Source organism: Brachymonas denitrificans, from assembly GCF_907163135.1.
Classification (GTDB): Bacteria; Pseudomonadota; Gammaproteobacteria; order Burkholderiales; family Burkholderiaceae_C; genus Brachymonas; species Brachymonas denitrificans_A.
In genome coordinates this window covers 2308190-2329668 of record NZ_CAJQUA010000001.1, presented here as the reverse complement: position 1 = coordinate 2329668, position 21479 = coordinate 2308190, and the positions used below count along the sequence as shown (strand labels likewise).

At 64.1% G+C, this 21479-nt stretch carries 18 protein-coding genes and 1 pseudogene; 8 read left to right on the top strand and 11 right to left on the bottom strand.

Annotated features, from left to right (window positions below):
* Nucleotides 1-9 precede the first annotated feature (9 nt).
* Nucleotides 10-1767 (top strand): GMC family oxidoreductase, encoded by a 1758-nt coding sequence (locus tag KKQ75_RS10855; RefSeq protein WP_213362183.1) that lies wholly within the window; start codon nucleotides 10-12, stop codon nucleotides 1765-1767.
* A 216-nt stretch (nucleotides 1768-1983) separates the two neighbouring features.
* On the opposite strand, the gene KKQ75_RS10850 is transcribed toward KKQ75_RS10855, so the two are convergent.
* The 3 genes from KKQ75_RS10850 to KKQ75_RS10840 are packed head-to-tail and all read right to left on the bottom strand — an operon-like array spanning nucleotide 1984 to nucleotide 4470.
* Nucleotides 1984-3312, bottom strand: a complete 1329-nt coding sequence (locus KKQ75_RS10850; RefSeq protein WP_213362182.1) for an ammonium transporter — start codon at nucleotides 3310-3312, stop codon at nucleotides 1984-1986.
* Nucleotides 3313-3340: 28 nt separating this feature from the next.
* The gene (locus KKQ75_RS10845) at nucleotides 3341-3679 is read right to left on the bottom strand and encodes a P-II family nitrogen regulator (RefSeq protein ID WP_213362181.1); all 339 of its coding nucleotides are present in this window, start codon (nucleotides 3677-3679) and stop codon (nucleotides 3341-3343) included.
* Between the two features lie 32 nt (nucleotides 3680-3711).
* On the bottom strand, nucleotides 3712-4470 hold the full coding sequence (locus tag KKQ75_RS10840; protein ID WP_213362180.1) for a TorF family putative porin: 759 nt from the start codon (nucleotides 4468-4470) through the stop codon (nucleotides 3712-3714).
* 294 nt (nucleotides 4471-4764) lie between these two features.
* Between KKQ75_RS10840 and KKQ75_RS10835 the strand changes: the two genes are divergently transcribed.
* Nucleotides 4765-5475 (top strand): dienelactone hydrolase family protein, encoded by a 711-nt coding sequence (locus KKQ75_RS10835; protein WP_213362179.1) that lies wholly within the window; start codon nucleotides 4765-4767, stop codon nucleotides 5473-5475.
* A gap of 73 nt (nucleotides 5476-5548) precedes the next feature.
* Here KKQ75_RS10835 and KKQ75_RS10830 read toward each other — a convergent pair whose 3' ends face one another.
* The gene (locus tag KKQ75_RS10830) at nucleotides 5549-6016 is read right to left on the bottom strand and encodes a copper chaperone PCu(A)C (RefSeq protein ID WP_213362178.1); all 468 of its coding nucleotides are present in this window, start codon (nucleotides 6014-6016) and stop codon (nucleotides 5549-5551) included.
* Nucleotides 6017-6406: 390 nt separating this feature from the next.
* Between KKQ75_RS10830 and KKQ75_RS10825 the strand changes: the two genes are divergently transcribed.
* Nucleotides 6407-6622, top strand: a complete 216-nt coding sequence (locus KKQ75_RS10825; RefSeq protein ID WP_213362786.1) for a CsbD family protein — start codon at nucleotides 6407-6409, stop codon at nucleotides 6620-6622.
* A gap of 164 nt (nucleotides 6623-6786) precedes the next feature.
* On the top strand, nucleotides 6787-8328 hold the full coding sequence (locus tag KKQ75_RS10820) for a YifB family Mg chelatase-like AAA ATPase (protein ID WP_213362177.1): 1542 nt from the start codon (nucleotides 6787-6789) through the stop codon (nucleotides 8326-8328).
* A gap of 87 nt (nucleotides 8329-8415) precedes the next feature.
* Here the strand turns inward: KKQ75_RS10820 and metH are convergent.
* Both metH and KKQ75_RS10810 read right to left on the bottom strand, forming a co-directional pair.
* Nucleotides 8416-11238 (bottom strand): annotated as a pseudogene (gene metH, locus KKQ75_RS10815) (methionine synthase); the annotation flags it as partial.
* A gap of 125 nt (nucleotides 11239-11363) precedes the next feature.
* Nucleotides 11364-12413, bottom strand: coding sequence for a homocysteine S-methyltransferase family protein (locus KKQ75_RS10810; RefSeq protein WP_213362175.1), 1050 nt, complete (start codon nucleotides 12411-12413; stop codon nucleotides 11364-11366).
* 112 nt (nucleotides 12414-12525) lie between these two features.
* On the opposite strand from KKQ75_RS10810, the gene KKQ75_RS10805 reads away from it, so the two are divergent.
* Nucleotides 12526-12951 carry a universal stress protein gene (locus tag KKQ75_RS10805; protein WP_213362174.1) on the top strand — a complete coding sequence of 142 codons (426 nt, stop codon included), beginning with the start codon at nucleotides 12526-12528 and terminating at the stop codon, nucleotides 12949-12951.
* A gap of 256 nt (nucleotides 12952-13207) precedes the next feature.
* Nucleotides 13208-14497, top strand: a complete 1290-nt coding sequence (locus KKQ75_RS10800; RefSeq protein ID WP_213362173.1) for a solute carrier family 23 protein — start codon at nucleotides 13208-13210, stop codon at nucleotides 14495-14497.
* A gap of 147 nt (nucleotides 14498-14644) precedes the next feature.
* Here KKQ75_RS10800 and KKQ75_RS10795 read toward each other — a convergent pair whose 3' ends face one another.
* The 5 genes from KKQ75_RS10795 to mnmG form a co-directional block, all read right to left on the bottom strand.
* On the bottom strand, nucleotides 14645-15589 hold the full coding sequence (locus KKQ75_RS10795; RefSeq protein ID WP_213362172.1) for a ParB/RepB/Spo0J family partition protein: 945 nt from the start codon (nucleotides 15587-15589) through the stop codon (nucleotides 14645-14647).
* 24 nt (nucleotides 15590-15613) lie between these two features.
* Nucleotides 15614-16174: an RBBP9/YdeN family alpha/beta hydrolase gene (locus KKQ75_RS10790; protein WP_213362170.1), complete on the bottom strand. Its 561-nt coding sequence runs from the start codon at nucleotides 16172-16174 to the stop codon at nucleotides 15614-15616.
* A complete protein-coding gene (locus tag KKQ75_RS10785) occupies nucleotides 16171-16944 on the bottom strand; it encodes a ParA family protein (protein WP_213362168.1) in 774 nt (257 codons plus the stop codon). Before KKQ75_RS10785 ends, KKQ75_RS10790 begins: the two co-directional genes overlap by 4 nt.
* Nucleotides 16945-17317: 373 nt before the next feature.
* Nucleotides 17318-17965, bottom strand: a complete 648-nt coding sequence (gene rsmG, locus KKQ75_RS10780; protein WP_213362166.1) for a 16S rRNA (guanine(527)-N(7))-methyltransferase RsmG — start codon at nucleotides 17963-17965, stop codon at nucleotides 17318-17320.
* Entirely contained in the window at nucleotides 17965-19938 is a 1974-nt protein-coding gene (gene mnmG, locus KKQ75_RS10775) for a tRNA uridine-5-carboxymethylaminomethyl(34) synthesis enzyme MnmG (RefSeq protein ID WP_213362164.1), read from the bottom strand. The genes rsmG and mnmG overlap by 1 nt, the downstream gene beginning before the upstream one ends.
* Nucleotides 19939-20008: 70 nt before the next feature.
* Here mnmG and KKQ75_RS10770 point away from each other — a divergent pair, with 70 nt between their 5' ends.
* The gene (locus tag KKQ75_RS10770; protein ID WP_323031970.1) at nucleotides 20009-20458 is read left to right on the top strand and encodes a hypothetical protein; all 450 of its coding nucleotides are present in this window, start codon (nucleotides 20009-20011) and stop codon (nucleotides 20456-20458) included.
* 375 nt (nucleotides 20459-20833) lie between these two features.
* A complete protein-coding gene (locus KKQ75_RS10765; RefSeq protein WP_213362162.1) occupies nucleotides 20834-21475 on the top strand; it encodes a trimeric intracellular cation channel family protein in 642 nt (213 codons plus the stop codon).
* The last annotated feature ends 4 nt before the right edge of the window (nucleotides 21476-21479 follow it).

The window sequence follows — 21479 nt, the reverse complement described above, 5'->3', positions numbered from 1 at the left end:
CATGTGCCGATGGCCCGACCTGCTGCATCCTCTTCGTCAAGTCCAAGTTTTGACACCATCATCGTCGGCGCCGGCACCGCCGGCTGCCTGCTGGCCAACCGGCTCAGCGCCAACCCGAAGCGCCGCGTGCTGCTGATCGAGGCCGGCGGCAAGGACGACTACCATTGGATCCACATTCCGGTCGGCTACCTGTACTGCATCGGCAACCCGCGTACCGACTGGCTCTACCAGACCGAGCCCGATGGGGGACTGAACGGCCGGGTGCTGCGCTATCCGCGCGGCAAGACGCTGGGCGGCTGCAGCAGCATCAACGGCATGATCTACATGCGTGGCCAGTCGCGCGACTACGACCGGTGGGCCGAACTGACGGGCGACGCGGCGTGGCGCTGGGACCAGTGCCTGCCCTACTTCCGCCTGCACGAGGACTATCACAAGGGCGCCGATGCGCACCATGGCGCCCAGGGCACGCTTCCCGAGCTGCTGCAGCAGGATACGCCCTACTTTCGCACCCTGCGCGAGCAGGGGGCAGGCGGCGAATGGCGGGTGGACAAGCAGCGGCTGCACTGGCCCATCCTCGAAGCCTTTGCTCAGGCGGCACGCCAGGCCGGGATTGCCGAAAGCACGGATTTCAACCGGGGAAGCAATGAGGGGGTCGGCTATTTCGAGGTCAACCAGAAGGCCGGCTGGCGCTGGAACGCGGCCAAGGCCTTTCTGCGCCCGACCTGCCTGCGCCGACCCAATTTCACGCTGTGGACCGGGAGCCAGGTGGCACGCCTGCTGTTCGAGCCGGCCCAGGGGAACCAGCCCCCGCGCTGCACCGGTGTGGAGGTCTGGAACGGGCGCGAACGCGTAACGGCCATGGCTGCCGGCGAGGTCATCCTGAGCGCCGGCAGCATCGGCTCGGCCCAGCTGCTGCAGCTCTCGGGCGTTGGGCCGGCGGACCTGCTGCAGCAGCACGGCATTGCACCCGTCGCCGAGCTGCCCGGTGTCGGCGCCAATCTGCAGGACCACCTGCAGATCCGCTCGGTCTACAAGGTGCGCGACGTGCGCACGCTCAATACGCTGTCGGCCAGTCTGCGTGGCAAGGCCGGCATCGGGCTGGAATACCTGCTGCGGCGCAGCGGCCCGATGAGCATGGCACCCAGCCAGCTGGGCGCTTTCACCCGCAGCAGCGAGGACTATGCCTGGCCGAATATCGAATACCACGTGCAGCCGCTGTCGCTGGAGGCTTTCGGCGAACCGCTGCACGGTTTCGATGCCTTCACCGCCAGCGTCTGCAACCTGAACCCCGGCAGCCGCGGCACGGTGCGCATCAAGAGCCCGCGCTTCAGCGATGCGCCGGCAATCGCACCCAATTATCTCGCTACCGAAGAAGACCGCAAGGTGGCCGCAGACAGCCTGCGCGTGACGCGGCGCATCGTGGCGCAGCCGGCGCTGCAGCCGTATGCGCCGGAAGAATTCAAGCCCGGCGTGCAATACCAGACGGACGAGGAGCTGGCGCGGCTGGCCGGCGATATTGCCAGCACGATCTTCCACCCCGTAGGCACCACCAGAATGGGACGCGACGACGATCCCCTGGCCGTGGTGGACAGCCGCCTGCGCGTGCGCGACGGGCGCGGCGGCCGGATTGCCGGTCTGCGCGTGGTGGATGCCGGCATCATGCCCACCATCACCAGCGGCAATACCAACAGCCCGACGCTGATGATTGCCGAGAAGGCGGCGCAATGGATTGCCGCAACACACGCCCGAGATGGCGATCCCGGGTAATCCCCATGTGGTATTCAGGGTAATTCAGGGAAAACCTTGACAGGCCCATGTAAGCCCAGTGGATATAGTTGAGTTACTCGCTGCTTCGGCAATCCGCAGCAGTGGCGAGGGATGAGGAGACAAACCAAATCGAGTGCACCATGCACCAAGCCGATACCTGAACGGTATCGGCTTTTTTTATTCCGGCGGCCGGCGCGTGGCCGGCCGCACATGCCCTCAACGGACGTAGGCAGATTCGCCATGGCTGCTGATGTCGAGACCGACGCGTTCGTCCTCCTCGCTCACGCGCAGTCCGATCAGCTTGTCGACCAGCACAAAGGCCAGTAGCGAGACCACTGCAGACCAGACCAGCGTGATCAGCACGCCCTCGGCCTGCACCCACAACTGGTGCAGCATGGCGTAATCGGCTGCGCCCGTGCCGCCCAGTGCCGGAGCGCTGAACACCCCGGTGAGCAAGGCCCCCAGAATGCCGCCCACGCCGTGCACGCCGAAAGCATCAAAGGCATCGTCCACGCCCAGCAGGCGCTTGAGTCCGGTCACGCCCCAGAAACACACGGGGCCGGCGGCGATGCCCAGCACAATGGCGCCCATCGGGCCGACGGTACCGGCAGCCGGCGTGACGACCACCAGGCCGGCGATGGCGCCCGAGGCGGCACCCAGCATGGACGGCTTGCGTCCCAGCAGGCGTTCGGTGGTAATCCACGACAGGGTGGCTGCAGCGGCCGCACCCAGCGTGTTGACGAATGCCAGCGCCGCCACGCCGCTGGCTTCGAGTGCGGAACCGGCGTTGAATCCGAACCAGCCCACCCACAGCAGCGCAGCGCCCACCATGGTCAGGGTCAGGCTGTGCGGCATCAGCGCTTCGCGTCCCAGGCCGATACGCCGGCCCACCAGTCTCGCTCCCACCAGGCCGGCCACGCCGGCATTGATGTGCACCACGGTGCCGCCGGCAAAATCCAGCGCGCCCTTGCCGAACAGATAGCCCTGCCCCGACCACACCATGTGGGCAATCGGCAGGTAGCTGAACGTGAGCCACAGCACGATGAACGCCAGTACCGCAGAAAAGCGGACGCGCTCGGCAAATGCGCCGACGATGATGCCGCAACTGATCGCGGCAAACGAGCCCTGAAAGGCAACGAATGCCAGTTCAGGCAGCTTGGACTGCGCGCTGAAGGTGTCCGACAGGCTGGCGGCGTTCACACCGGCGAGGAACAGCTTGCCGAAGTCACCCAGCACGGCATTGCCACCGCTGAAGGCCAGGCTGTAGCCGAATACCAGCCAGAGCACGCTGACCAGCGCGAACACGACAAAAACCTGCATCAGCACCGACAGCATGTTCTTGGCGCGCGCCATGCCGCCGTAGAACAGCGCCAGACCGGGAATGCTCATCATCACGACCAACAGTGTGGCCGTCAGCAACCAGGCGACATCGCCCTTGTTGACGCTGGCCTCAGCGACCGCAGCGGGCGCTGCCTGCGCCCAGACGGCGGGGGCAAGCAGCATGCCGGACAGGCCGGCGAGCAGGAAAAAAATGGGCTTTCTCATGATCAGGATCCTCCCGAGTTTCTGCCAGTTACAGGGCAACACTGCCGCTCTCGCCAGTGCGAATGCGGATGACCTGTTCCAGGCTAGTGACAAAAATCTTGCCGTCGCCGATCTTGCCGGTGCGCGCGCTGCTCTCGATCGCCTCGAGCGCCTGCTCCAGCAGCGCGTCATCCACGGCGGCCTCAAGCTTCACCTTGGGCAGAAAGTCGACCACGTATTCGGCGCCCCGGTATAGTTCGGTATGGCCCTTCTGGCGGCCAAAGCCTTTCACTTCGGTGACGGTAATGCCCTGCACGCCAATCTCGGACAGGGCCTCGCGGACTTCATCGAGCTTGAAGGGCTTGATGATGGCGGTGATGAGTTTCATGTTGCTTCCCCTGAGTGTGAATGTGATGTTGACTAGAAAACGGCCTTGAGTCCGGCAATGGCGCGCGGACGGTTGATATCGCCCCAGCTGGTGCGCCGGTCGGCACCCGCAATCCCGGCAGTCAGGGTCAGGTGCGGCTGGAATTCCCAGGCCAGTCCCAGGCTGTAGTCCGAATAGTCCGACAGGCCGCCGGCGCGCACCTGCGCAGGCAGGAAGGTGTGGCCGAGTGCTGCCTGCAAGCCCAGGCCGGAACCCAGCGGGTGGCTCCAGGCAAGGTTCACATAGCCGGTTCCGCGACCGCCGTCGAGTCCGAAATAGCGACGCGACACAGTGTGCGAGTACTTCAGCGTCAGTTCTTCCCAGCTGCCGGCCGCGTAGACTTCGGTGGTGTTGAGGCGTGCATCTCCCGGATACTGGTAGCGCAATAGGCCGAAATCCCAGTTCACCGGGCCCGTGCTGGTACGGTAGCCACCATAGAAATCCATTTCTACGCGGGCATCCTTGTTCAGGCGCACGCTGGAATTCCAGTTGCCCAGATAAAAGCCGTTGGCAAAACTGTAGTCGAGCCCGCCCTGCAGCGCCGGGCGCACGGCGCGGGTCTTGCCGCTGTCGGAGACATACTGGTCCTGGCCCCGATACTTGTAGAGGCTGACCAGCCCGACGTTGACGCTCAGGGGCGAAGGGGCCGCCTCGGGAGCAGGGCTGGTGGCAAGCTGCGCCAGGCAGGCTTGCGTCAGGAACAGGGACGGAATCAGGACGGCACTTGAACGGAGGGCAAAATTTCCCGGCATGGAACTTCCTTTCAGGATGTGGATGAGAGACATCCCAAGCCAAGCACAAAACATGCCAACTTCATTTTTTCGGTGCCCCACGCCGGGACTGCCCCCTTGCAAGCCCGTGCTCCGGTTTCCCATGCACACCCTTGTTGCAATTGCTTGCACTGCTTTGGTGCAATCACGGCCCTGTTGCCGGGAGTTGCCGGCCCGGAGCGCCGTGCAGCGAAGCAGCCGGCATAATCAGCCGCAAGTGCCCTGGCACCCAGACCGCCATCCCCGGCGGCATTCATCCATCGAGAGGAGACACCCATGAGCAACAGCCAGACCATCGACATCCAGTCCACCGACGGCACCGGCACGTTCAGTGCCTATGTCGCCGTTCCGCCCTCCGGCAAGGGGCCGGCACTGGTCATCTGCCAGGAAATCTTTGGCGTGAACGCCACCATGCGCGAGGTTGCCGACGGATTTGCACAGGAGGGTTTCGTGGCCGTGGTGCCGGATCTGTTCTGGCGCCTGGAGCCCGGCGTCGAGCTGGATTACACGCCGGAAGGCTGGCAGAGCGCGTTCGGCTTCTTCAACAGCTTCGACCAGGACGTGGGGACGCAGGACATTGCCGCCACCTTGCGCGCTGCACGCGCCCTGCCCGAATGCCAGCAGCACGACAAGGCCGGCGTAGTCGGCTATTGTCTGGGTGGCAAGATGGCCTATCTGGCAGCCTGTCGTACCGACGCAGCGGTGTCGGTCGGCTACTACGGTACCGGCATCGAGAACAGGCTGGACGAAATGGACAACATCCAGGGCCGGCTGGTGCTGCACTTTGCCGGCAATGACGAATACTGCCCGCCCGAGGCGCAGGCGCAAATCCGCGCCGCCGCCGAAGGCCGTGCGAATGTGGCCATTTACGACTATCCGGGGGTGCAGCATGCTTTCTCGCGTCCGCGCGGCGATCACTACGCTGCTGCCGCCGACGCGCTGGCACGCGCACGCACGCTGAAGGCGCTGCGCGAAGTGCTGCGCTGAACAGCCGCTGGGGGCGTCAAGCCCTTGCCAGGGGAATGGGCGACATGGCCAGCCCCCCGGCCACGGAGCGGGCTTAGTGCTTCATCATGGCGCCGTGCCCCTGGCTCCCCTGGGGCGCCAGGCTTTGCACGGTGGCCTGCACCTGCTTGGTGATGGTCTTGCCCTTGGCTGCGCCCTCGAAGGTCAGTGTCAGCGGCACCTGCTCGCCCGCCTTGAGCGGCTGCTTGAGGTCCATCAGCATCACGTGGTAGCCGCCCGGCTTCAGCTCGAGCGGCTTGCCCTTGCCCAGCGCAATGCCGTCCACGCGGCGCATTTTCATCACGTTGTCCTGCATCACCATCTCGTGGATCTCGGCCACGCCGGCCACAGGTGAACTGGCGGCAACCAGACGCAGATCCTGGTCGGCCTGCAGGCGCATGAAGGCACCGGTGGCACGCTGTGCCGGCACGGTGCCGCGCACCCAGGGATCGCTGACGGTGACATCGGCCTGTGCCAGTGTGGCGGCGCCAAACAGGGCGAGAGCAAGGGCGAGGTGTTTCATGAGATGACTCCGGGATAGGTTGAAAGCGCCGGCTTCGCCGAGGGGCCGGGTGCTGGGCATGCCTGCCGGATCACCGTTCCGCCAGCCTGCGCCATGCATGGCATTATGCCGGCCACGACCAGCAGCCGGCTTGATCCGGATCGGCCGGAGGCCACCTTCCTGCCTCCAGCGATTGCTCCGCTGGCCACCACCGGCGTACGCCTCGCAGCAAACGCGGCGGCGTCCGCCCTTTCCTACAGCCACTGGTTCCGGGTTCCTACGGGCAGGACTGACGCGGCCGCTTAGCATGAAAGCCATGGTTGCACTGCACCTGCCACCCAATGGCAAGGCAGCCATTCCGAAGCCATCCGGCTACCTGGAACGATCATGAAAGGAAACACCATGACTGCGATCAACAAGGACACCATCGAAGGCAACTGGAAACAGCTCAAGGGCAAGGTCAAGGAACAGTGGGGCAAGCTCACCGACGACGACCTGGACGTGATTGCCGGCAAGCGCGACCAGCTGGTCGGCCGCCTGCAGGAACGTGCCGGCATTGCCCGCGACGAGGCTGAAAAGCAGGTCAAGGATTGGGAAGGCCGCAATCCCGACTGGAAGTGGCTCTAATGCTGCCTTTGCGCACGCTGCTGTAACACCGGATCGCGTCGTCTGTGGACGGCGCTGGTCCCGAAATCCCCGCCGGCTTCGGCCTGCGGGGATTTTTGCGTTTGTGGGGCGCATTCCTGTCGAAATGCAGCAATAATTAGTACTTTAAATTTAATTATTGCTGCATGAGCCTCGCCCTGATTCCCACCCGCGCCCTGCTTGGCCTGTCTGCGCCCGCGGTCACCGTCGAAGTGCATCTGGCCAATGGCCTGCCGAGTTTCACGCTGGTGGGACTGGCCGATACCGAGGTGAAGGAGGCGCGCGAACGGGTGCGCAGCGCCATCCACAATGCAGGGCTGGAGTTTCCCAACAACAAGCGCATTACTGTGAATCTGGCGCCTGCGGATCTGCCCAAGGATTCCGGGCGCTTCGATCTGCCGATTGCGATCGGCATTCTGGCTGCGAGCGGGCAGATGGATGCGGCGCGGCTGGGCGGGCATGTGTTTGCCGGGGAGTTGTCGCTGTCCGGGGAGCTGCGGCCGGTGCGGGGCGCACTTGCCATGGCGGCGGCACTGGTGGAACAAGGGGAGCAACTGCCGCTGGTGCTGCCGCCCGGCAGTGCGGAAGAAGCGGCGCTGGTGCCTGGCTCCCGCGTGTACCGGGCGCGCCATCTGCGCGATGTGGTGGCACGCTTCCAGGCTCCCGGCGCAACCGCCATGCCTGCATCCGAAGACGAAGATGGCTGGCAGTTGCTGCAGGCCGATCCTGTGCTGCCCACGCCGGACTATCCCGATCTGGCTGACGTGAAAGGCCAGGCCGCGGCACGGCGGGCGCTGGAAATTGCGGCTGCCGGCGGCCATAGTCTGCTGCTCGTGGGGCCTCCTGGCGCGGGGAAGTCCATGCTGGCCCGCCGCTTTGCCGGCTTGCTGCCGCCGATGCGCACGGAAGAGGCACTGGCTTCGGCCGCCGTGGCCAGTCTAGCGGGGCGTTTCCGTCCGGAGCACTGGGGGCGGCGCCCGCTGCAGCAACCCCATCACAGCGCCAGCGCGGTTGCATTGGTGGGCGGTGGATCACCCCCGCGACCCGGGGAGATCAGCCTTTCCCATAATGGAATTTTGTTTCTGGACGAACTCCCGGAGTTTCCCCGTCCCGCTCTGGAGGCCTTGCGCGAGCCACTGGAAACCGGCCAGATCCATATTTCCCGCGCGGCGCAGCAAGCCTGCTTCCCGGCCCGTTTCCAGCTGGTGGCAGCCATGAATCCCTGCCCCTGCGGTTATCTGGGCAGCCGCATCCGCCCCTGCCGCTGCACGCCGGAACAGGTCAGCCGCTACCAGGGCAAGCTCAGCGGGCCATTGCTCGATCGCATCGACCTGCATCTGGAAGTGCCGGCTCTCGCGCCCGAAGAACTGATGCAAGCCCCTGCCGGACCGGATACGGCCAGCACGCGCGAACGTGTCTGTGCCGCCCGCGAACATGCCCTGCAGCGTCAGGACCAGCCCAATGCCGCGCTGCAGGGACAGGCACTCGAAAACGCCGTGCCACTGGGGGAGGAAGCGCGACGCTTCCTGCAGCAGGCCGCCACCCGGCTCGGCTGGAGCGCACGCAGCATGCACCGCACCCTGCGCGTGGCGCGCACCGTCGCCGATCTGGCGGACAGCGCCGACGTACAGATCCCGCATGTGGCCGAGGCCATCCAGCTGCGGCGCGGGCTGCTGCACGCGCATTAGCAGCGGCAGGCAGCCGGGATGCACAGGTACCGGCGCCCCGCCCGGACACTGGCAGGCGGCTTCTGTCAGCCCCGCTCCACAGGGCGCTTACAGCCCCAGATTCGGCGCCAGAGCGCGTTCCACATCGGCCTGCGCCGCACCGCTGCGCCCAGCCATGTCCTGCGCCTGGTCCGCGCCGATCTTGCCCACGTTGAAGTAGGTACTCTCGGGGTGGCTGAAGTAGAAGCCGCTCACGCTGGCCGGCGGCGTCATGGCATAGCTTTCGGTCAGGCCCATGCCGATCTCCTCGGCGCGCAGCAAACCGAACAGCGGACGCTTGACGCGGTGGTCCGGGCAGGCCGGATACCCCGGTGCCGGGCGGATGCCTACGTACTGCTCGCCGATCAGCTGCTCGTTGCTCAGTGCCTCGCCCGCCGCGTAACCCCACAGGTCGGTACGCACGCGCTGGTGCAGCATTTCGGCAAAGGCCTCGGCCAGGCGGTCAGCCAGCGCCTTGAACAAGATGCTGGAGTAGTCGTCATGCGTGGCGGCAAACACCGCTTCCTGCTTCTCGGCGCCGATGCCGGCGGTGACGGCAAAGCCACCCAGATAGTCGGCCCCGGGTCGTGCGACGGTGCTGTCGTACGGCGTGCCTGCTGTTGCCTCCCACACCGCACGCGGCGCCACGAAGTCCGCCAGACAGCGGCTCGGCCGCATCACGCCGTCGATCTCCTGCTTCTCGGTCTGCTGGCGCAGTCCGTACCAGGTCAGCACCGGCGTGCTGCGGCTTGCGTCGGCATACAGCTCGATATCGTCATCGCGCACGGTGTTGGCGGGCCAGAAACCCAGCACGCCATTGGCGGTGAGCCACTTGTTGTCGATGATCTGCTTGAGCATGGCCTGGCCGTCGGCGAACACCTTGCGCGCCTCCTCGCCCACGATTTCGTCGTCCAGGATGGCCGGGAACTTGCCGGCCAGATCCCAGGTCTGAAAGAACGGGCCCCAGTCGATGTATTTCGCCAGCTCGGCCAGATCGACGTTGCGGAATTCGCGCCGGCCGATGAACTTGGGCACCGGCGGCTGGTAGCCGTTCCAGTCGATCGGCGTGCGGTTGGCACGTGCCTTGTCCAGCGGCCAGAGCGGAATCTGCTTCTTGTTGGCGTGCTGGCTGCGCACCTTGTCGTAGTCGGCCTGCAGCTCCTGCAGAAAGCCCGGTGCTGCGTCACCCAGCAGGTTCTGCGCCACGCCCACGCTGCGCGAGGCATCGGGCACGTACACCACCGGCCCCTCGTAATGCGGCGCGATCTTCACCGCCGTATGCACGCGGCTGGTAGTGGCGCCGCCGATCAGCAGCGGGATCTTCTTGATGCGGAAATAGTCGTCCTTCTGCATCTCGCCTGCCACGTACTGCATCTCTTCCAGACTCGGCGTGATCAGGCCGCTCAGACCGACGATGTCCGCGCCCTCGCACTTGGCCTTGGCCAGAATCTCGTGGCAGGGCACCATCACGCCCATGTTCACCACCTCGAAGTTGTTGCACTGCAGCACCACGGTGACGATGTTCTTGCCGATGTCGTGCACATCGCCCTTCACTGTGGCGATCACGATCTTGCCCTTGGACTTCACGTCCATGCCGGCGGCTTCCTGCTGGCGCTTTTCTTCCTCGATGTAGGGCACCAGATGCGCCACCGCCTGCTTCATGACGCGCGCGGATTTCACCACCTGCGGCAGGAACATCTTGCCCTGGCCGAACAGGTCGCCGACGATGTTCATGCCATCCATCAGCGGGCCCTCGATCACGTGCAGCGGGCGGCCGCCGTCAGCGATGATCTGCTGGTAGGTTTCTTCCGTGTCCTCGACGATGAAGTCGGTGATGCCGTGCACCAGCGCGTGGCTCAGACGCTCCTTCACCGGCAGCGCGCGCCATTCCAGCTTCTTGCTGTCGTCCTTGGCTGCGCCCTTGGCGCGCTCGGCAATCTCGAGCAGTCGCTCGGCGGCATCGGGGCGGCGGTTCAGCACCACGTCTTCCACGCGCTCGCGCAGCTCCGCGTCCAGCTCGTCGTACACGCCGATCATGCCGGCGTTGACAATGCCCATGTCCATGCCGGCCTGGATCGCGTGGTACAGGAACACGGTGTGGATCGCCTCGCGCACCGGCTCATTGCCGCGGAAGGAGAAGCTCACGTTGGAGACGCCGCCGCTCACCTTGGCGCCGGGCAGGTGCTGCTTAATCCAGCGCGTGGCGTTGATGAAGTCGACCGCGTAGTTGTTGTGCTCCTCGATGCCGGTGGCAATGGCGAAGATGTTGGGGTCGAAGATGATGTCTTCCGGCGGAAAGCCCACCTCGTCCACGAGCACGCGGTAGGCGCGCTCGCAGATCTCGGTCTTGCGCTGGAAAGTATCGGCCTGGCCCACTTCATCGAAAGCCATCACCACCACGGCCGCGCCGTAGCGCTTGCACAGCGTGGCCTCGTGTTTGAACTTGTCCAGCCCTTCCTTCATGCTGATGGAGTTGACGATGGCCTTGCCCTGAATGCAGCGCAGCCCGGCCTCGATCACCTCCCACTTGGAGCTGTCCACCATGATCGGCACCTTGGCGATGTCCGGCTCGCTGGCGATCAGGTTCAGGAAGCGCACCATGGCGGCCTTGCTGTCGAGCATGGCCTCGTCCATGTTGATGTCGATGATCTGGGCGCCGTTCTCCACCTGCTGGCGTGCCACGGCCAGCGCTTCCTCGTACTGGTTGTTGAGGATCAGGCGCGCGAAGGCTTTGGAGCCAGTGACGTTGGTGCGCTCGCCGATGTTGACGAACAGGTGGCCCTGGCCGATGGTGAGCGGTTCCAGGCCGGACAGGCGCATGGGCGCTACGGGTGCGGCGGTGGTGAAAGAGGCGGAGTCAGACATGGCTACTCGATGGGGAAAGCGTGGCTCCGTGGGGCAGCATCACGCCAGGAGAAACATGGAAAACAGGCAGGTTGGGGCGATCACCCAGATGCGCCAGAGCGGGAGGCATGGCAGGCCAGTTCCACTGCGCTGCAGAGCCATCCGGGCGCATCTCAAGCCGCCTCGTCACGCGGGAAGCGCGCCAGCAGCGCACCGCGCGGCTGCAGCGTGTGCACGGCGTTGCCGATGGCCGCGATATGGTCCGGCGTGGTGCCGCAGCAGCCACCGACGATGTCCACCAGCCCTTCGGCGGCAAAATCGTGCACCAGGCGGCTGGTGACGTCCGGCGTTTCGTCGAAGCCGGTTTCGCTCATCGGGTTGGGCAGGCCGGCGTTGGGATAGCAGCTGATGAAGGTATCGCCCGCCACCTTGTGCAGTTCCTGGATGTAGGGGCGCATCAGCGCCGCGCCCAGCGCACAGTTCAGGCCGATGGACAGCGGCTGCACGTGGCGCACGCTGTACCAGAAGGCGGTCACGGTCTGGCCGCTCAGCACGCGGCCGGAGGCGTCGGTGACGGTGCCGCTGATCATGATGGGCAGGCATTCGCCGCTGTCGTCGAAGAACTGCTGGATGGCGAACAGCGCCGCCTTGGCATTGAGCGTGTCAAAAATCGTCTCGACCAGCAGCACGTCGGCGCCGCCATCGACTAGGCCCTTGACCTGCTCGTAGTAGGAGGCGCGCAGCGTCTCGAAATCCACATTGCGCGCGCCGGGGTCATTCACGTCCGGGCTGATGCTGGCCGTCTTGGGCGTCGGACCGAGGGCGCCGGCGACAAAGCGCGGCTTGTCCGGCGTGCTGTACTTGTCACAGGCAGCGCGGGCCAGTTTGGCCGATTCCAGATTCATCTCGTAGGCCAAATCGGCCATGCCGTAGTCTTCCTGCGCCACGCTGGTGGCACCGAAGGTATTGGTCTCGATCAGGTCGGCGCCGGCGGCCAGATAGCCTTCGTGGATCTGGCGGATCACGTCGGGCTGGGTCAGGCTCAGCAGCTCGTTGTTGCCCTTCACGTCGCGAGGAAAATCGGCAAAGCGTTCGCCGCGGTACTGTTCTTCGCTCAGCTTGAAGCGCTGCACCATGGTGCCCATGGCACCGTCGAGGATGACGATGCGCTGGCGCAGGATCTCGGGCAGGGCTTGGGCACGGGTATAGGAGGGCAGCTTCATGCCCTGAATTGTAAGAGAGCCCCCCTGTTCGGGGTTACAGTCGGTCTTTTTCTCCTAAACTGGAGAGGGTCGGCCTGCCCTGTGTGCAGCCGGCAGACGACAAGGAGGCAGCATGAAGATACTTCTGGCAATCGACGGCAGCAGCTACACCAAGCAGATGCTGGCCTATCTGGTGGAGAACAAGGAACTGTTCGCCAATACCGCCCAGGACTACACGGTGATGACCGTGGTCGCCCCGCTGCCCACGCGCGTCAACACCGCCCTGAGCAAGGAAGTGATTCTCAAGTACTACGCCGACGAGAGCGACAAGATCACCGAGCCGGTGATCAAGTTCCTGGCCATGCACGATATCCACCCGACGGTGGTGAGCAAGGTGGGCGTGCCGGGACAGATGATTGCGCAGGTGGCCGAGGAAGGCAAATACCGCCTGGTGGTGATGGGCTCGCACGGCCATGGGGCGCTGGGCAACCTGGTGATGGGCTCGGTAGCCACGCAGGTGCTGGCCAACTGCAAGGTGCCGGTGCTGCTGGTGCGCTGATCCGCCTGCACTTGCGTGAGGGCGCATGGGCGCTCTTGCGTGCATCGTCGTTCTTGCACGCAAGTCCTTTGGCTCGCCCCGGAGCTGGCCGGTCTTTCCCGAGAGGCATCCTTGCTGGCCGATAGCCGGCTCCTTGAGCGAACACTGCCTCGTTGAGGCAGCCGTACATATTTTCACGCGCTGCAATAGCCGTTGCGTCACGAAAAGCACTCCCGGCAAAGTTACCATTCGTGCCATCACTTTCGAAGGACGAACGATGGCACTTTTTCAGTGGAAAGAGCAAAGCAGTGCCGTGCTGCAGCACGGCGGAATCATAGGCCCGGACGAGCGCCTGCCCTGGCCGCAAACGGCGCTGATGGGCGTCCAGCACGTGATCGCGATGTTTGGCGCCACCGTGCTGGCCCCCATCCTGATGGGGTTTGATCCCAATCTCGCCATTTTCATGAGTGGCATTGGCACGCTCATCTTCTTTGTACTGACGGGCGGCAAGGTGCCCAGCTATCTGGGCAGCAGCTTCGCCTTCATCGGCGTGGTGATTGCCGCCACCGGCTATGGCGGCTCCGGGCCGAACGGCAATATTGCGGTGGCGCTCGGCGGCATTGTGGCCTGCGGTCTGGCCTACACGCTGATTGGTGCGCTGGTGCAGCTGGTCGGCACGCGCTGGATCGAGGCGCTGATGCCGCCAGTCGTCACCGGAGCCGTGGTGGCGGTGATCGGCCTGAACCTGGCGGGTATCCCCATCAAGAACATGGCGGCGAGCAACTTCGACAGCTGGATGCAGGGGGTGACCTTCGTCAGCGTGGCGCTGGTGGCCGTGATGACGCGCGGCATGCTGCAGCGCCTGCTGATCCTGCTCGGCCTGCTGGTGGCCACCGTGATCTACGTGCTGCTGACCAACGGCCTCGGCATGGGCAAGCCGATGGACTTTGCCGGTATCCTGGCAGCGCCCTGGTTCGGCCTGCCGCAGTTCCATGCACCGGTGTTTCAGAGCAGCGCCATGCTGCTGATCGTGCCGGTGGTGTTCATTCTGGTGGCGGAGAACCTGGGCCATATCAAGGCCGTCACGGCCATGACCGGGCGCGATCTGGACCGCTACATGGGACGTGCCTTCATCGGCGACGGCATCGCCACCATGGTGAGCGCGTCGGCCGGCGGCACCGGCGTCACCACCTATGCCGAAAACATCGGCGTGATGGCCGCCACGCGCATCTATTCCACTGCCGTGTTCGTGGCGGCAGCGCTGATCGCCCTGCTGCTCGGTTTCAGCCCCAAGTTCGGTGCCGTGATCCAGGCCATCCCGCTGCCGGTGATGGGCGGTGTCAGCATCGTGGTGTTCGGTTTGATCGCAGTGTCCGGTGCCAACATCTGGGTGCGCAACAAGGTCGATTTCAGCGATACCGGCAACCTGATGGTGGCGGCGATCACACTGGTGCTGGGCACGGGCGATTTCACCCTGGCATTTGGAGACTTCAAACTGGGCGGAATCGGGACCGCGACCTTCGGCGCCATTCTGCTGCACCAGTTGCTGCGCCTGCGGCCGCGGTAAGGGCCGGCCATTGCACCGGCCAGCCTGAGCGCAGCTTCCCCCAGCCAAACATCCAGGCTGCTCCTGAAAAAGCGGCTGCCCTTCCTTCGCCATGAAGGATCAGGCAGCCGCTGATGCAGATCTCCGGGTCTTGTGCGCTGATTCTTCTCACTGCCCGCGCAGGCGGTCGATCAACCCGTTCAGTTCCTCCAGCGAGCCGAACTGGATGGCCAGTTCTCCCACTTCTTCCAGCTTGCCGTGGCGCTTCACGCGCTTCTTCACTCGCACCTCGACCTGGGCGGCAAGCAGGTCGGAGAGTTCTTCCTCCACGCTGCGCACGTCGCCGCTCTTGTCGCGCTTGGGGCGCTCGGTCTTGAGCTCGAAATCCTCGCCGAGCTTCTTCACCAGCCGCTCGGCCTCGCGCACCGACATCTTCTTGCCGGCAATCTGGTTGGCAGCGTTGATCTGGTTGGCCTTTTCCAGGCTGAGCAAGGCACGCGCGTGGCCCATATCGAGGTCACCCGCCATCAGCATGGTCTGTACGGGCTCGGCCAGCTGCAGCAGGCGCAGCAGATTGCTGGCGGCACTGCGGCTGCGGCCCACGGCCTGGGCGGCCTGCTCGTGCGTCAGGCCGAATTCGCGCACCAGGCGCTGCAGGCCCTGTGCCTCTTCCAGCGGATTGAGGTCTTCGCGCTGGATGTTCTCGATCAGCGCCATGGCGGCGGCGGCTTCGTCAGGTACGTTGCGCACCAGCACCGGTACGCTGTCCAGACCGGCCAGACGGGCGGCGCGGAAACGGCGTTCGCCGGCAATGATTTCGTACTTGCCGGCGGCGTCGCCCTGCTCCAGCCTGCGCACCAGGATGGGCTGCATGATGCCCTGCGCCTTGATGCTTTCGGCCAGTTCGTACAAGGCGCCTTCGTCCATGCGGGTGCGCGGCTGGTAGGTGCCAGGCACCATCTGCTCCAGCAGCAGCGTGGAGGGGGAGCGCTCGCCGCGCTCCATGTCGAAGGGTGTATCGAGCGCCACGTCACCTGCAGCACCTTCCTGCAGGCGGGGACCCAGCAGCGCTTCCAGTCCGCGTCCCAGGCCCTTGTTGCGTTTGGTTGCCATAAGCTTCTCCTTGTTCTCTCGAGTCTAGGCGAGCGGCGTGCTGCTGCGCGTGATCAGATGCTGCAGATGCAGCAATCCCTGCGGCCAGTCGCCCAGTCCACTTTCGCTGTTGATGTGTCCGAAGGGGCCGATATCCACAAAGGTACTGCCCCAGGCAGATGCCAGTCCTGCAGCGCGCTCCAGGCTGCACCAGTCGTCATCACTGCTGGCCAGCACCGTGCTGGCAAACGGCAGGGGCTGCAGCGCCTTGTTGCGCCAGCTGTGCAGGGACTGCAACAAGGGATTGTCCAGATCTGCAGGCGCCACCAGCAGAGCTGCCTGCACACGTCCAGTCTGGCGGCTGTGCGCAGCCCAGGCAGCCACCAGATGGCAGCCCAGACTGTGGGCCACCAGAACCACCGGCGCGTCGCCGGACAGCACCGCTTCCTCCAGCTGGATCATCCAGTCGCCCCGCAAAGCCTGTTGCCAGTCATGCTGTTCGACGCGCTCATACCCTTGCTGCTGCTCCCAGCGGCTTTGCCAGTGATCCGGACCACTGCCGTTCCAGCCCGGCAAGGTCAATACCCGCAGCTTGGGCGCGTTCATGCGGGCTGCTTGAGGCGATCGACCATTTCCTGGGCAAATTCCACGAAGGCCTTGCTGCCCTTGGCCGAGGGATCGAACACCACGCCAGGAAGTCCGTAGCTGGGTGCTTCCGCCAGACGCACGTTGCGCGGGATGACGGTGTTGAATACCTTGTCGCCGAAATGTTCTTTGAGCTGGTCACTGACCTGCTGTTGCAAGGTGATGCGCGGATCGAACATGACGCGCAGCAGGCCAATGATTTTCAATTGGGGATTGAGGTTGGCATGCACCTGGCGGATGGTGTTGACCAGATCGGTCAGGCCTTCGAGCGCAAAATACTCGCACTGCATGGGCACGATGACGCCGTGGGCGGCGCACAGACCATTCAAGGTGAGCAGCGACAGGGCCGGCGGGCAGTCGATCAGGATGAAGTCGTAGTCGTTCTTGACCTTGGCCAGCGCCAGCTTCAGGCGCTTTTCGCGGCGGTCCTGGGTGACCAGTTCGACTTCGGCACCAGCGAGTTCACGGTTGGCACCGAGGACGTCGTAGCCGCATTTTTCGGCAGTGCGACGTGCCTCCTTGACGCCGCACTCCTCCAGCAACACATCGTAGACGCTGGGGTCCAGTTCGCGCTTGTCGAGGTTGGAGCCCATGGTGGCGTTGCCCTGCGGGTCCAGATCGACCAGCAGTACGCGCTGCCCGACCTTGGCCAGTCCGGCCGCCAGGTTGACGGTGGTGGTGGTTTTGCCTACACCTCCCTTCTGGTTGGCGACACAAAAGATTCTGGCCATGCTCTGTCTGCTTTCTGTTGTGGAGGAAACCTCTGCATTGTACGTACTCGTGCATGCCGAGGGGGGACTGGGGTGTGACGGGGGGTGTTTTTGTTCGGTTTCCGGGCTGCCTGTGCGGTGTGGGGCGGCTTTGCTCATGTTCGCTTTGCTCACGAAATCGCTTAGCGCCCCACACCGCACAGGCAGCCCGGAAGCCGCCCAAAAACAATGGGGCCGCACACCGGGATTGAGAGATCAGAAAAGTACCGCCGCGCACCAAAACAGCGCTGGTGAAGTGGCCAGACGCATCGGGCGATTTGGCGAGCGCAGCGAGTATGAGCCGGATGCGTCTGGCCACTTCACCAGCGCTGCATCGAAGCCACGAAACGGCGCATCAGCCCATAGACTTCCGTATCCACACGATGCAGCGCTGCGCATCCAGCATGGGCACTGTCAGTTGTTCCACGTGAAACACCTCCACGCCGGCAGACAGCTGCGCCATTTCAACCACGGGCTCCTTGCCCTTCATCGCCAGCCAAACGCCATCATTCGTTAAGGCCTGCTCGGACCAGTCGGTGAAGTCCTTCAGGGTGGCGAATGCCCGGCTGCTCACCACATCGTAGGTGTCGGTCAGCTTTTCCACGCGCGCATGGATGCCACGCAGATTAGTCAAACGCAAACCTGCCGCAGCTTGCTGGATGAAAGCTGCCTTTTTCCCGACCGTATCCACGCAACTCACCTGCAGTTCAGGACAACAAATGGCGAACACCACGCCAGGCAATCCTCCGCCGGATCCCACATCGAGCAAAGTCCTGGCGCCGTTTTGTTCAACATGGCGCTGCAGCGGGCGCACCGCTGCCAGACTGTCCAGCAGATGGTGCGTCAGCATTTCCTGCGGATCGCGTACGGCCGTCAGGTTGTAGACGCGATTCCATTTCTGCAGCAACTCCAGATAGTCGAGCAATTGCCCTAGCTGCGCATCGGTCAGTTCCAGCTGCAGCTGTTTCAGACCTTTTTCCAGTTCCGCCTGCAATGCCCGCATCAGGCTTCTCCTTTCTGCGCTGCGGTCTGGCCGAAGTCCTTGCGGGATTTCTTCAGGTGGATCAGCAACAGGGAAATCGCCGCTGGCGTGATGCCGCTGATGCGCGAGGCTTGCCCCAGCGTGGAGGGCTTGTGGCGATTCAGCTTCTGGCGCACCTCAATGCTCAGGGCCGGCACTTGCATGTAGTCGAAGTCTTCCGGCAAGGTGAGATTTTCGTAGGCAGCAGCCCGTTCCACCTCGGACTTCTGGCGATCGATATAGCCGGCATACTTGATGCCGATCTCCACCTGCTCGATCACGGCATCGATAAAGTCGGCATCGGTTTCACGTGAAACATCGGCAGTCAATTCGGCGCTCGCAAACTTCCCGCCATCCAGCGAAACCAGATTTGCGTAGTCCACTTCCGGGCGTCGCAGCAGATCCGCCAGGTTGTACTCGCGCTCTATGGCCTTGCCCAGCACGCGCTGCGCTTCTTCGGCCGGCAACATCTGCGGATTGACCCAAGTCGACTTCAAACGCTCTGTTTCACGTGAAACAGCATCTCGTTTGCGGTTGAAGGCCTCCCAGCGCGCATCATCTACCAGGCCGAGCTTGCGGCCGGTTTCGGTGAGGCGCATGTCGGCGTTGTCCTCGCGCAGTTGCAGGCGGAATTCTGCACGGCTGGTAAACATGCGGTAGGGCTCGGTCACGCCTTTGGTGATCAGGTCATCCACCAGCACGCCCAGATAGGCCTCGTCACGGCGCGGCGTCCAAGGCGCTTCGCCCTTGCATTGCAGCGCCGCGTTAAGGCCGGCAAACAGGCCCTGGGCGGCCGCTTCTTCGTAGCCGGTGGTGCCGTTGATCTGGCCGGCAAAGAACAGGCCCTTGATCTGCTGCGTCTCGAACGTGGCCGTCAGGCTGCGCGGATCATAGTAGTCGTATTCGATCGCATAGCCGGGCCGCAGGATGTGCGCGTTCTCCAGACCGGGCATGGAACGCACCAGTGCCAGCTGGATGTCGAAAGGCAGCGAGGTGCTGATGCCGTTGGGGTAGTACTCGTTGGTGGTCAGGCCTTCCGGCTCGAGAAAAATCTGGTGGCTTTCCTTGTCCGCGAAGCGGTTTATCTTGTCTTCCACGCTCGGGCAGTAGCGCGGGCCCACGCCTTCGATCTTGCCGGTAAACATGGGGCTGCGGTCAAAGCCGCTGCGGATGATGTCATGCGTGCGGGCATTGGTGTGGGTGATCCAGCACGGCATCTGCTGCGGGTGCATGGCGGCCTTGCCCATGAAGCTGAACACCGGCATGTGCGGACTCATGCCACCAGGCATGCCGTCACCGGGTTGCGCCTCGCATCGGGAAAAATCGATGCTGCGGCCATCGAGACGCGGCGGGGTACCGGTTTTGAGGCGGCCCTGCGGCAGCTGCAACTCCTTCAACCGCGCTGACAGCGATACCGCCGGCGGGTCTCCGGCGCGGCCGGCCTGGTAGTTGTTCAGGCCCACATGGATGCGGCCGTCCAGAAAGGTGCCTGCCGTCAGCACCACGGTACGGCCACGGAAGGTGATGCCGACTTCGGTCACCGCTCCCGCCACCCGCTCGCCTTCCACCAGCAAATCGGTCACGGCCTGCTGGAACAGCCACAGGTTGGGCTGGTTCTCCAGCATGCGGCGGATGGCAGCCTTGTACAGGATGCGGTCGGCCTGCGCCCGCGTGGCGCGCACGGCCGGCCCCTTGCTGGAGTTGAGAATGCGGAACTGGATGCCGCCTTCGTCGGTCGCCAGCGCCATGGCCCCGCCCAATGCATCCACTTCCTTCACCAGATGGCCCTTGCCGATCCCGCCGATGCTGGGGTTGCAGCTCATCTGGCCAAGGGTTTCGATATTGTGGGTCAGCAGCAGGGTCTGGCAACCCATGCGCGCAGCGGCCAGGGCAGCCTCGGTACCGGCGTGGCCGCCGCCGACCACGATCACGTCAAATTGCTGGGGATAAATCATGTGCGGTTCCAGCCGCTGGCTGGGAGAAAAAAACACGCCGCGCGCTCCGGAAAATACCTGAGGCTGGGGCGTGTCGGACATCATCTTTCTTGCGATGGCAAGCCCTGCATTGTACCGGCTGGCGCATTTCCGTGTTGTGTTTCTGACGATAAAACCCAATGCTGACGCGGGCTTGCGACGCGAAATCTACAATCCGGCCATGAGCCACCCAGCGACATCCCCTGACCATCCCTGCTATCCCGGCTGCGCCGCCTGCTGCATTGCGCCCAGCATCAGCGGTCCGATTCCCGATCTGCACGGACCCGGCAGTCACAGCAAGCCTCCCGGCGTGCCCTGTGTACAACTCGACGCCCAGCTGCGCTGCAGCCTGTTCGGTGACCCGCGCCGCCCTGCTGTCTGCACCAGCCTCCAGCCCGGTCCCGAGATGTGCGGCACCGCATCCGATCCCGCCCGCAACCGCGTCCACGCCCTACATTTCCTCGCCGATCTCGAGCGCCTCACACAGCCTGATACGCCCTGAAATCCGCACCCGGAACCCTTGTGGATAACTTTGGGGAGATTGCTGGCACAACCATCTGCTTATCCACAGGATCCAGCCTTGTCGCCAACTTGTTGTCTCGCCGCGTACAACTGCGAAGCACGGTCATACAGCGTTTGTACGGCACTGCAAGCACCTGATTCGGCAGACAAAAAGCGACTTGTCCACAGAAACCGGCGTTCTCCTACTATCTACCACTATTTATATATACCATCCAAAAAAATACAGGGGACAACTCTTGCTCGCACCAACCCCCTGAATGGCCCCGCGCAGCGACCTCCAAAACACCCAAACCAAACACGGTCCAGTCCTGCCCATTGCGCCGAACCCGACACCGCCTTGCCTACAATGCCCGCCATGGAACTCTCGCTGGACCCTCGCCTCGTCTTTGTCACCCTGGAAATCGTCGGTATCTTCGCTTTTGCGCTGTCCGGGCTGTTCGTGGCCAAGCAGCACCGGCTCGATGCCGTCGGCAGCTTCATTGCCATTTTTCTGGCCGCGTTTGGCGGCGGCACGCTGCGCGACCTGATGCTGGAGCAGCGGCCGTTCTACTGGGTGGAACAAAGCGCTCTGCTCTGGGGCGTGCTGGTCATGGCCCTGCTGGGCAGCCTGACGCTGCGCATCACCTCGCGCCTGTTTTCAGACAGGGTCATTCTGGTGGCCGACGCCGTCGGCCTGGGCATCTTCAGCGCCACCGGCACGCAAATGGCGCTGCAGCATGGCTGGCCGGCGCTGCCTGCCGTGCTGATGGGCGTGCTCGCAGCGACCTTTGGTGGCCTGCTGCGCGACATTGCCTGCAATGAAAAACCGATGCTGATGAGTGATCCCACGCCCTACGCCAGCGTGGCCTTTGTCGGCAACTGGGGCCTGCTGCTTCTGCTGCAGCTGCAATGGCTGGATGTGTTCTGGAGTACGGTGGTGGCATCTGCATCGATTGCCGGCGCACGCCTGCTGCTGGCCTTTCTGGGAGTCAAGCTGCCGCAGCTCGATAGCCACTGACGCA

Bases quoted from the DNA above. Each gene is read 5' to 3' on its own strand.
- KKQ75_RS10795 (WP_213362172.1), bottom strand. From the start codon at position 15,589: ATGGCAACCAAACGCAACAAGGGCCTGGGACGCGGACTGGAAGCGCTG.
- rsmG (WP_213362166.1), bottom strand. From the start codon at position 17,965: ATGCGGGCATTGCAGGCGGAACTGGAAAAAGGTCTGAAACAGCTGCAG.
- KKQ75_RS10790 (WP_213362170.1), bottom strand. From the start codon at position 16,174: ATGAACGCGCCCAAGCTGCGGGTATTGACCTTGCCGGGCTGGAACGGC.
- KKQ75_RS10765 (WP_213362162.1), top strand. From the start codon at position 20,834: ATGGAACTCTCGCTGGACCCTCGCCTCGTCTTTGTCACCCTGGAAATC.
- KKQ75_RS10840 (WP_213362180.1), bottom strand. From the start codon at position 4,470: ATGCCGGGAAATTTTGCCCTCCGTTCAAGTGCCGTCCTGATTCCGTCC.
- KKQ75_RS10845 (WP_213362181.1), bottom strand. From the start codon at position 3,679: ATGAAACTCATCACCGCCATCATCAAGCCCTTCAAGCTCGATGAAGTC.
- KKQ75_RS10785 (WP_213362168.1), bottom strand. From the start codon at position 16,944: ATGGCCAGAATCTTTTGTGTCGCCAACCAGAAGGGAGGTGTAGGCAAA.
- KKQ75_RS10830 (WP_213362178.1), bottom strand. From the start codon at position 6,016: ATGAAACACCTCGCCCTTGCTCTCGCCCTGTTTGGCGCCGCCACACTG.
- KKQ75_RS10800 (WP_213362173.1), top strand. From the start codon at position 13,208: ATGGCACTTTTTCAGTGGAAAGAGCAAAGCAGTGCCGTGCTGCAGCAC.
- KKQ75_RS10810 (WP_213362175.1), bottom strand. From the start codon at position 12,413: ATGAAGCTGCCCTCCTATACCCGTGCCCAAGCCCTGCCCGAGATCCTG.
- KKQ75_RS10805 (WP_213362174.1), top strand. From the start codon at position 12,526: ATGAAGATACTTCTGGCAATCGACGGCAGCAGCTACACCAAGCAGATG.
- mnmG (WP_213362164.1), bottom strand. From the start codon at position 19,938: ATGATTTATCCCCAGCAATTTGACGTGATCGTGGTCGGCGGCGGCCAC.
- KKQ75_RS10855 (WP_213362183.1), top strand. From the start codon at position 10: ATGGCCCGACCTGCTGCATCCTCTTCGTCAAGTCCAAGTTTTGACACC.
- KKQ75_RS10850 (WP_213362182.1), bottom strand. From the start codon at position 3,312: ATGAGAAAGCCCATTTTTTTCCTGCTCGCCGGCCTGTCCGGCATGCTG.
- KKQ75_RS10835 (WP_213362179.1), top strand. From the start codon at position 4,765: ATGAGCAACAGCCAGACCATCGACATCCAGTCCACCGACGGCACCGGC.
- KKQ75_RS10820 (WP_213362177.1), top strand. From the start codon at position 6,787: ATGAGCCTCGCCCTGATTCCCACCCGCGCCCTGCTTGGCCTGTCTGCG.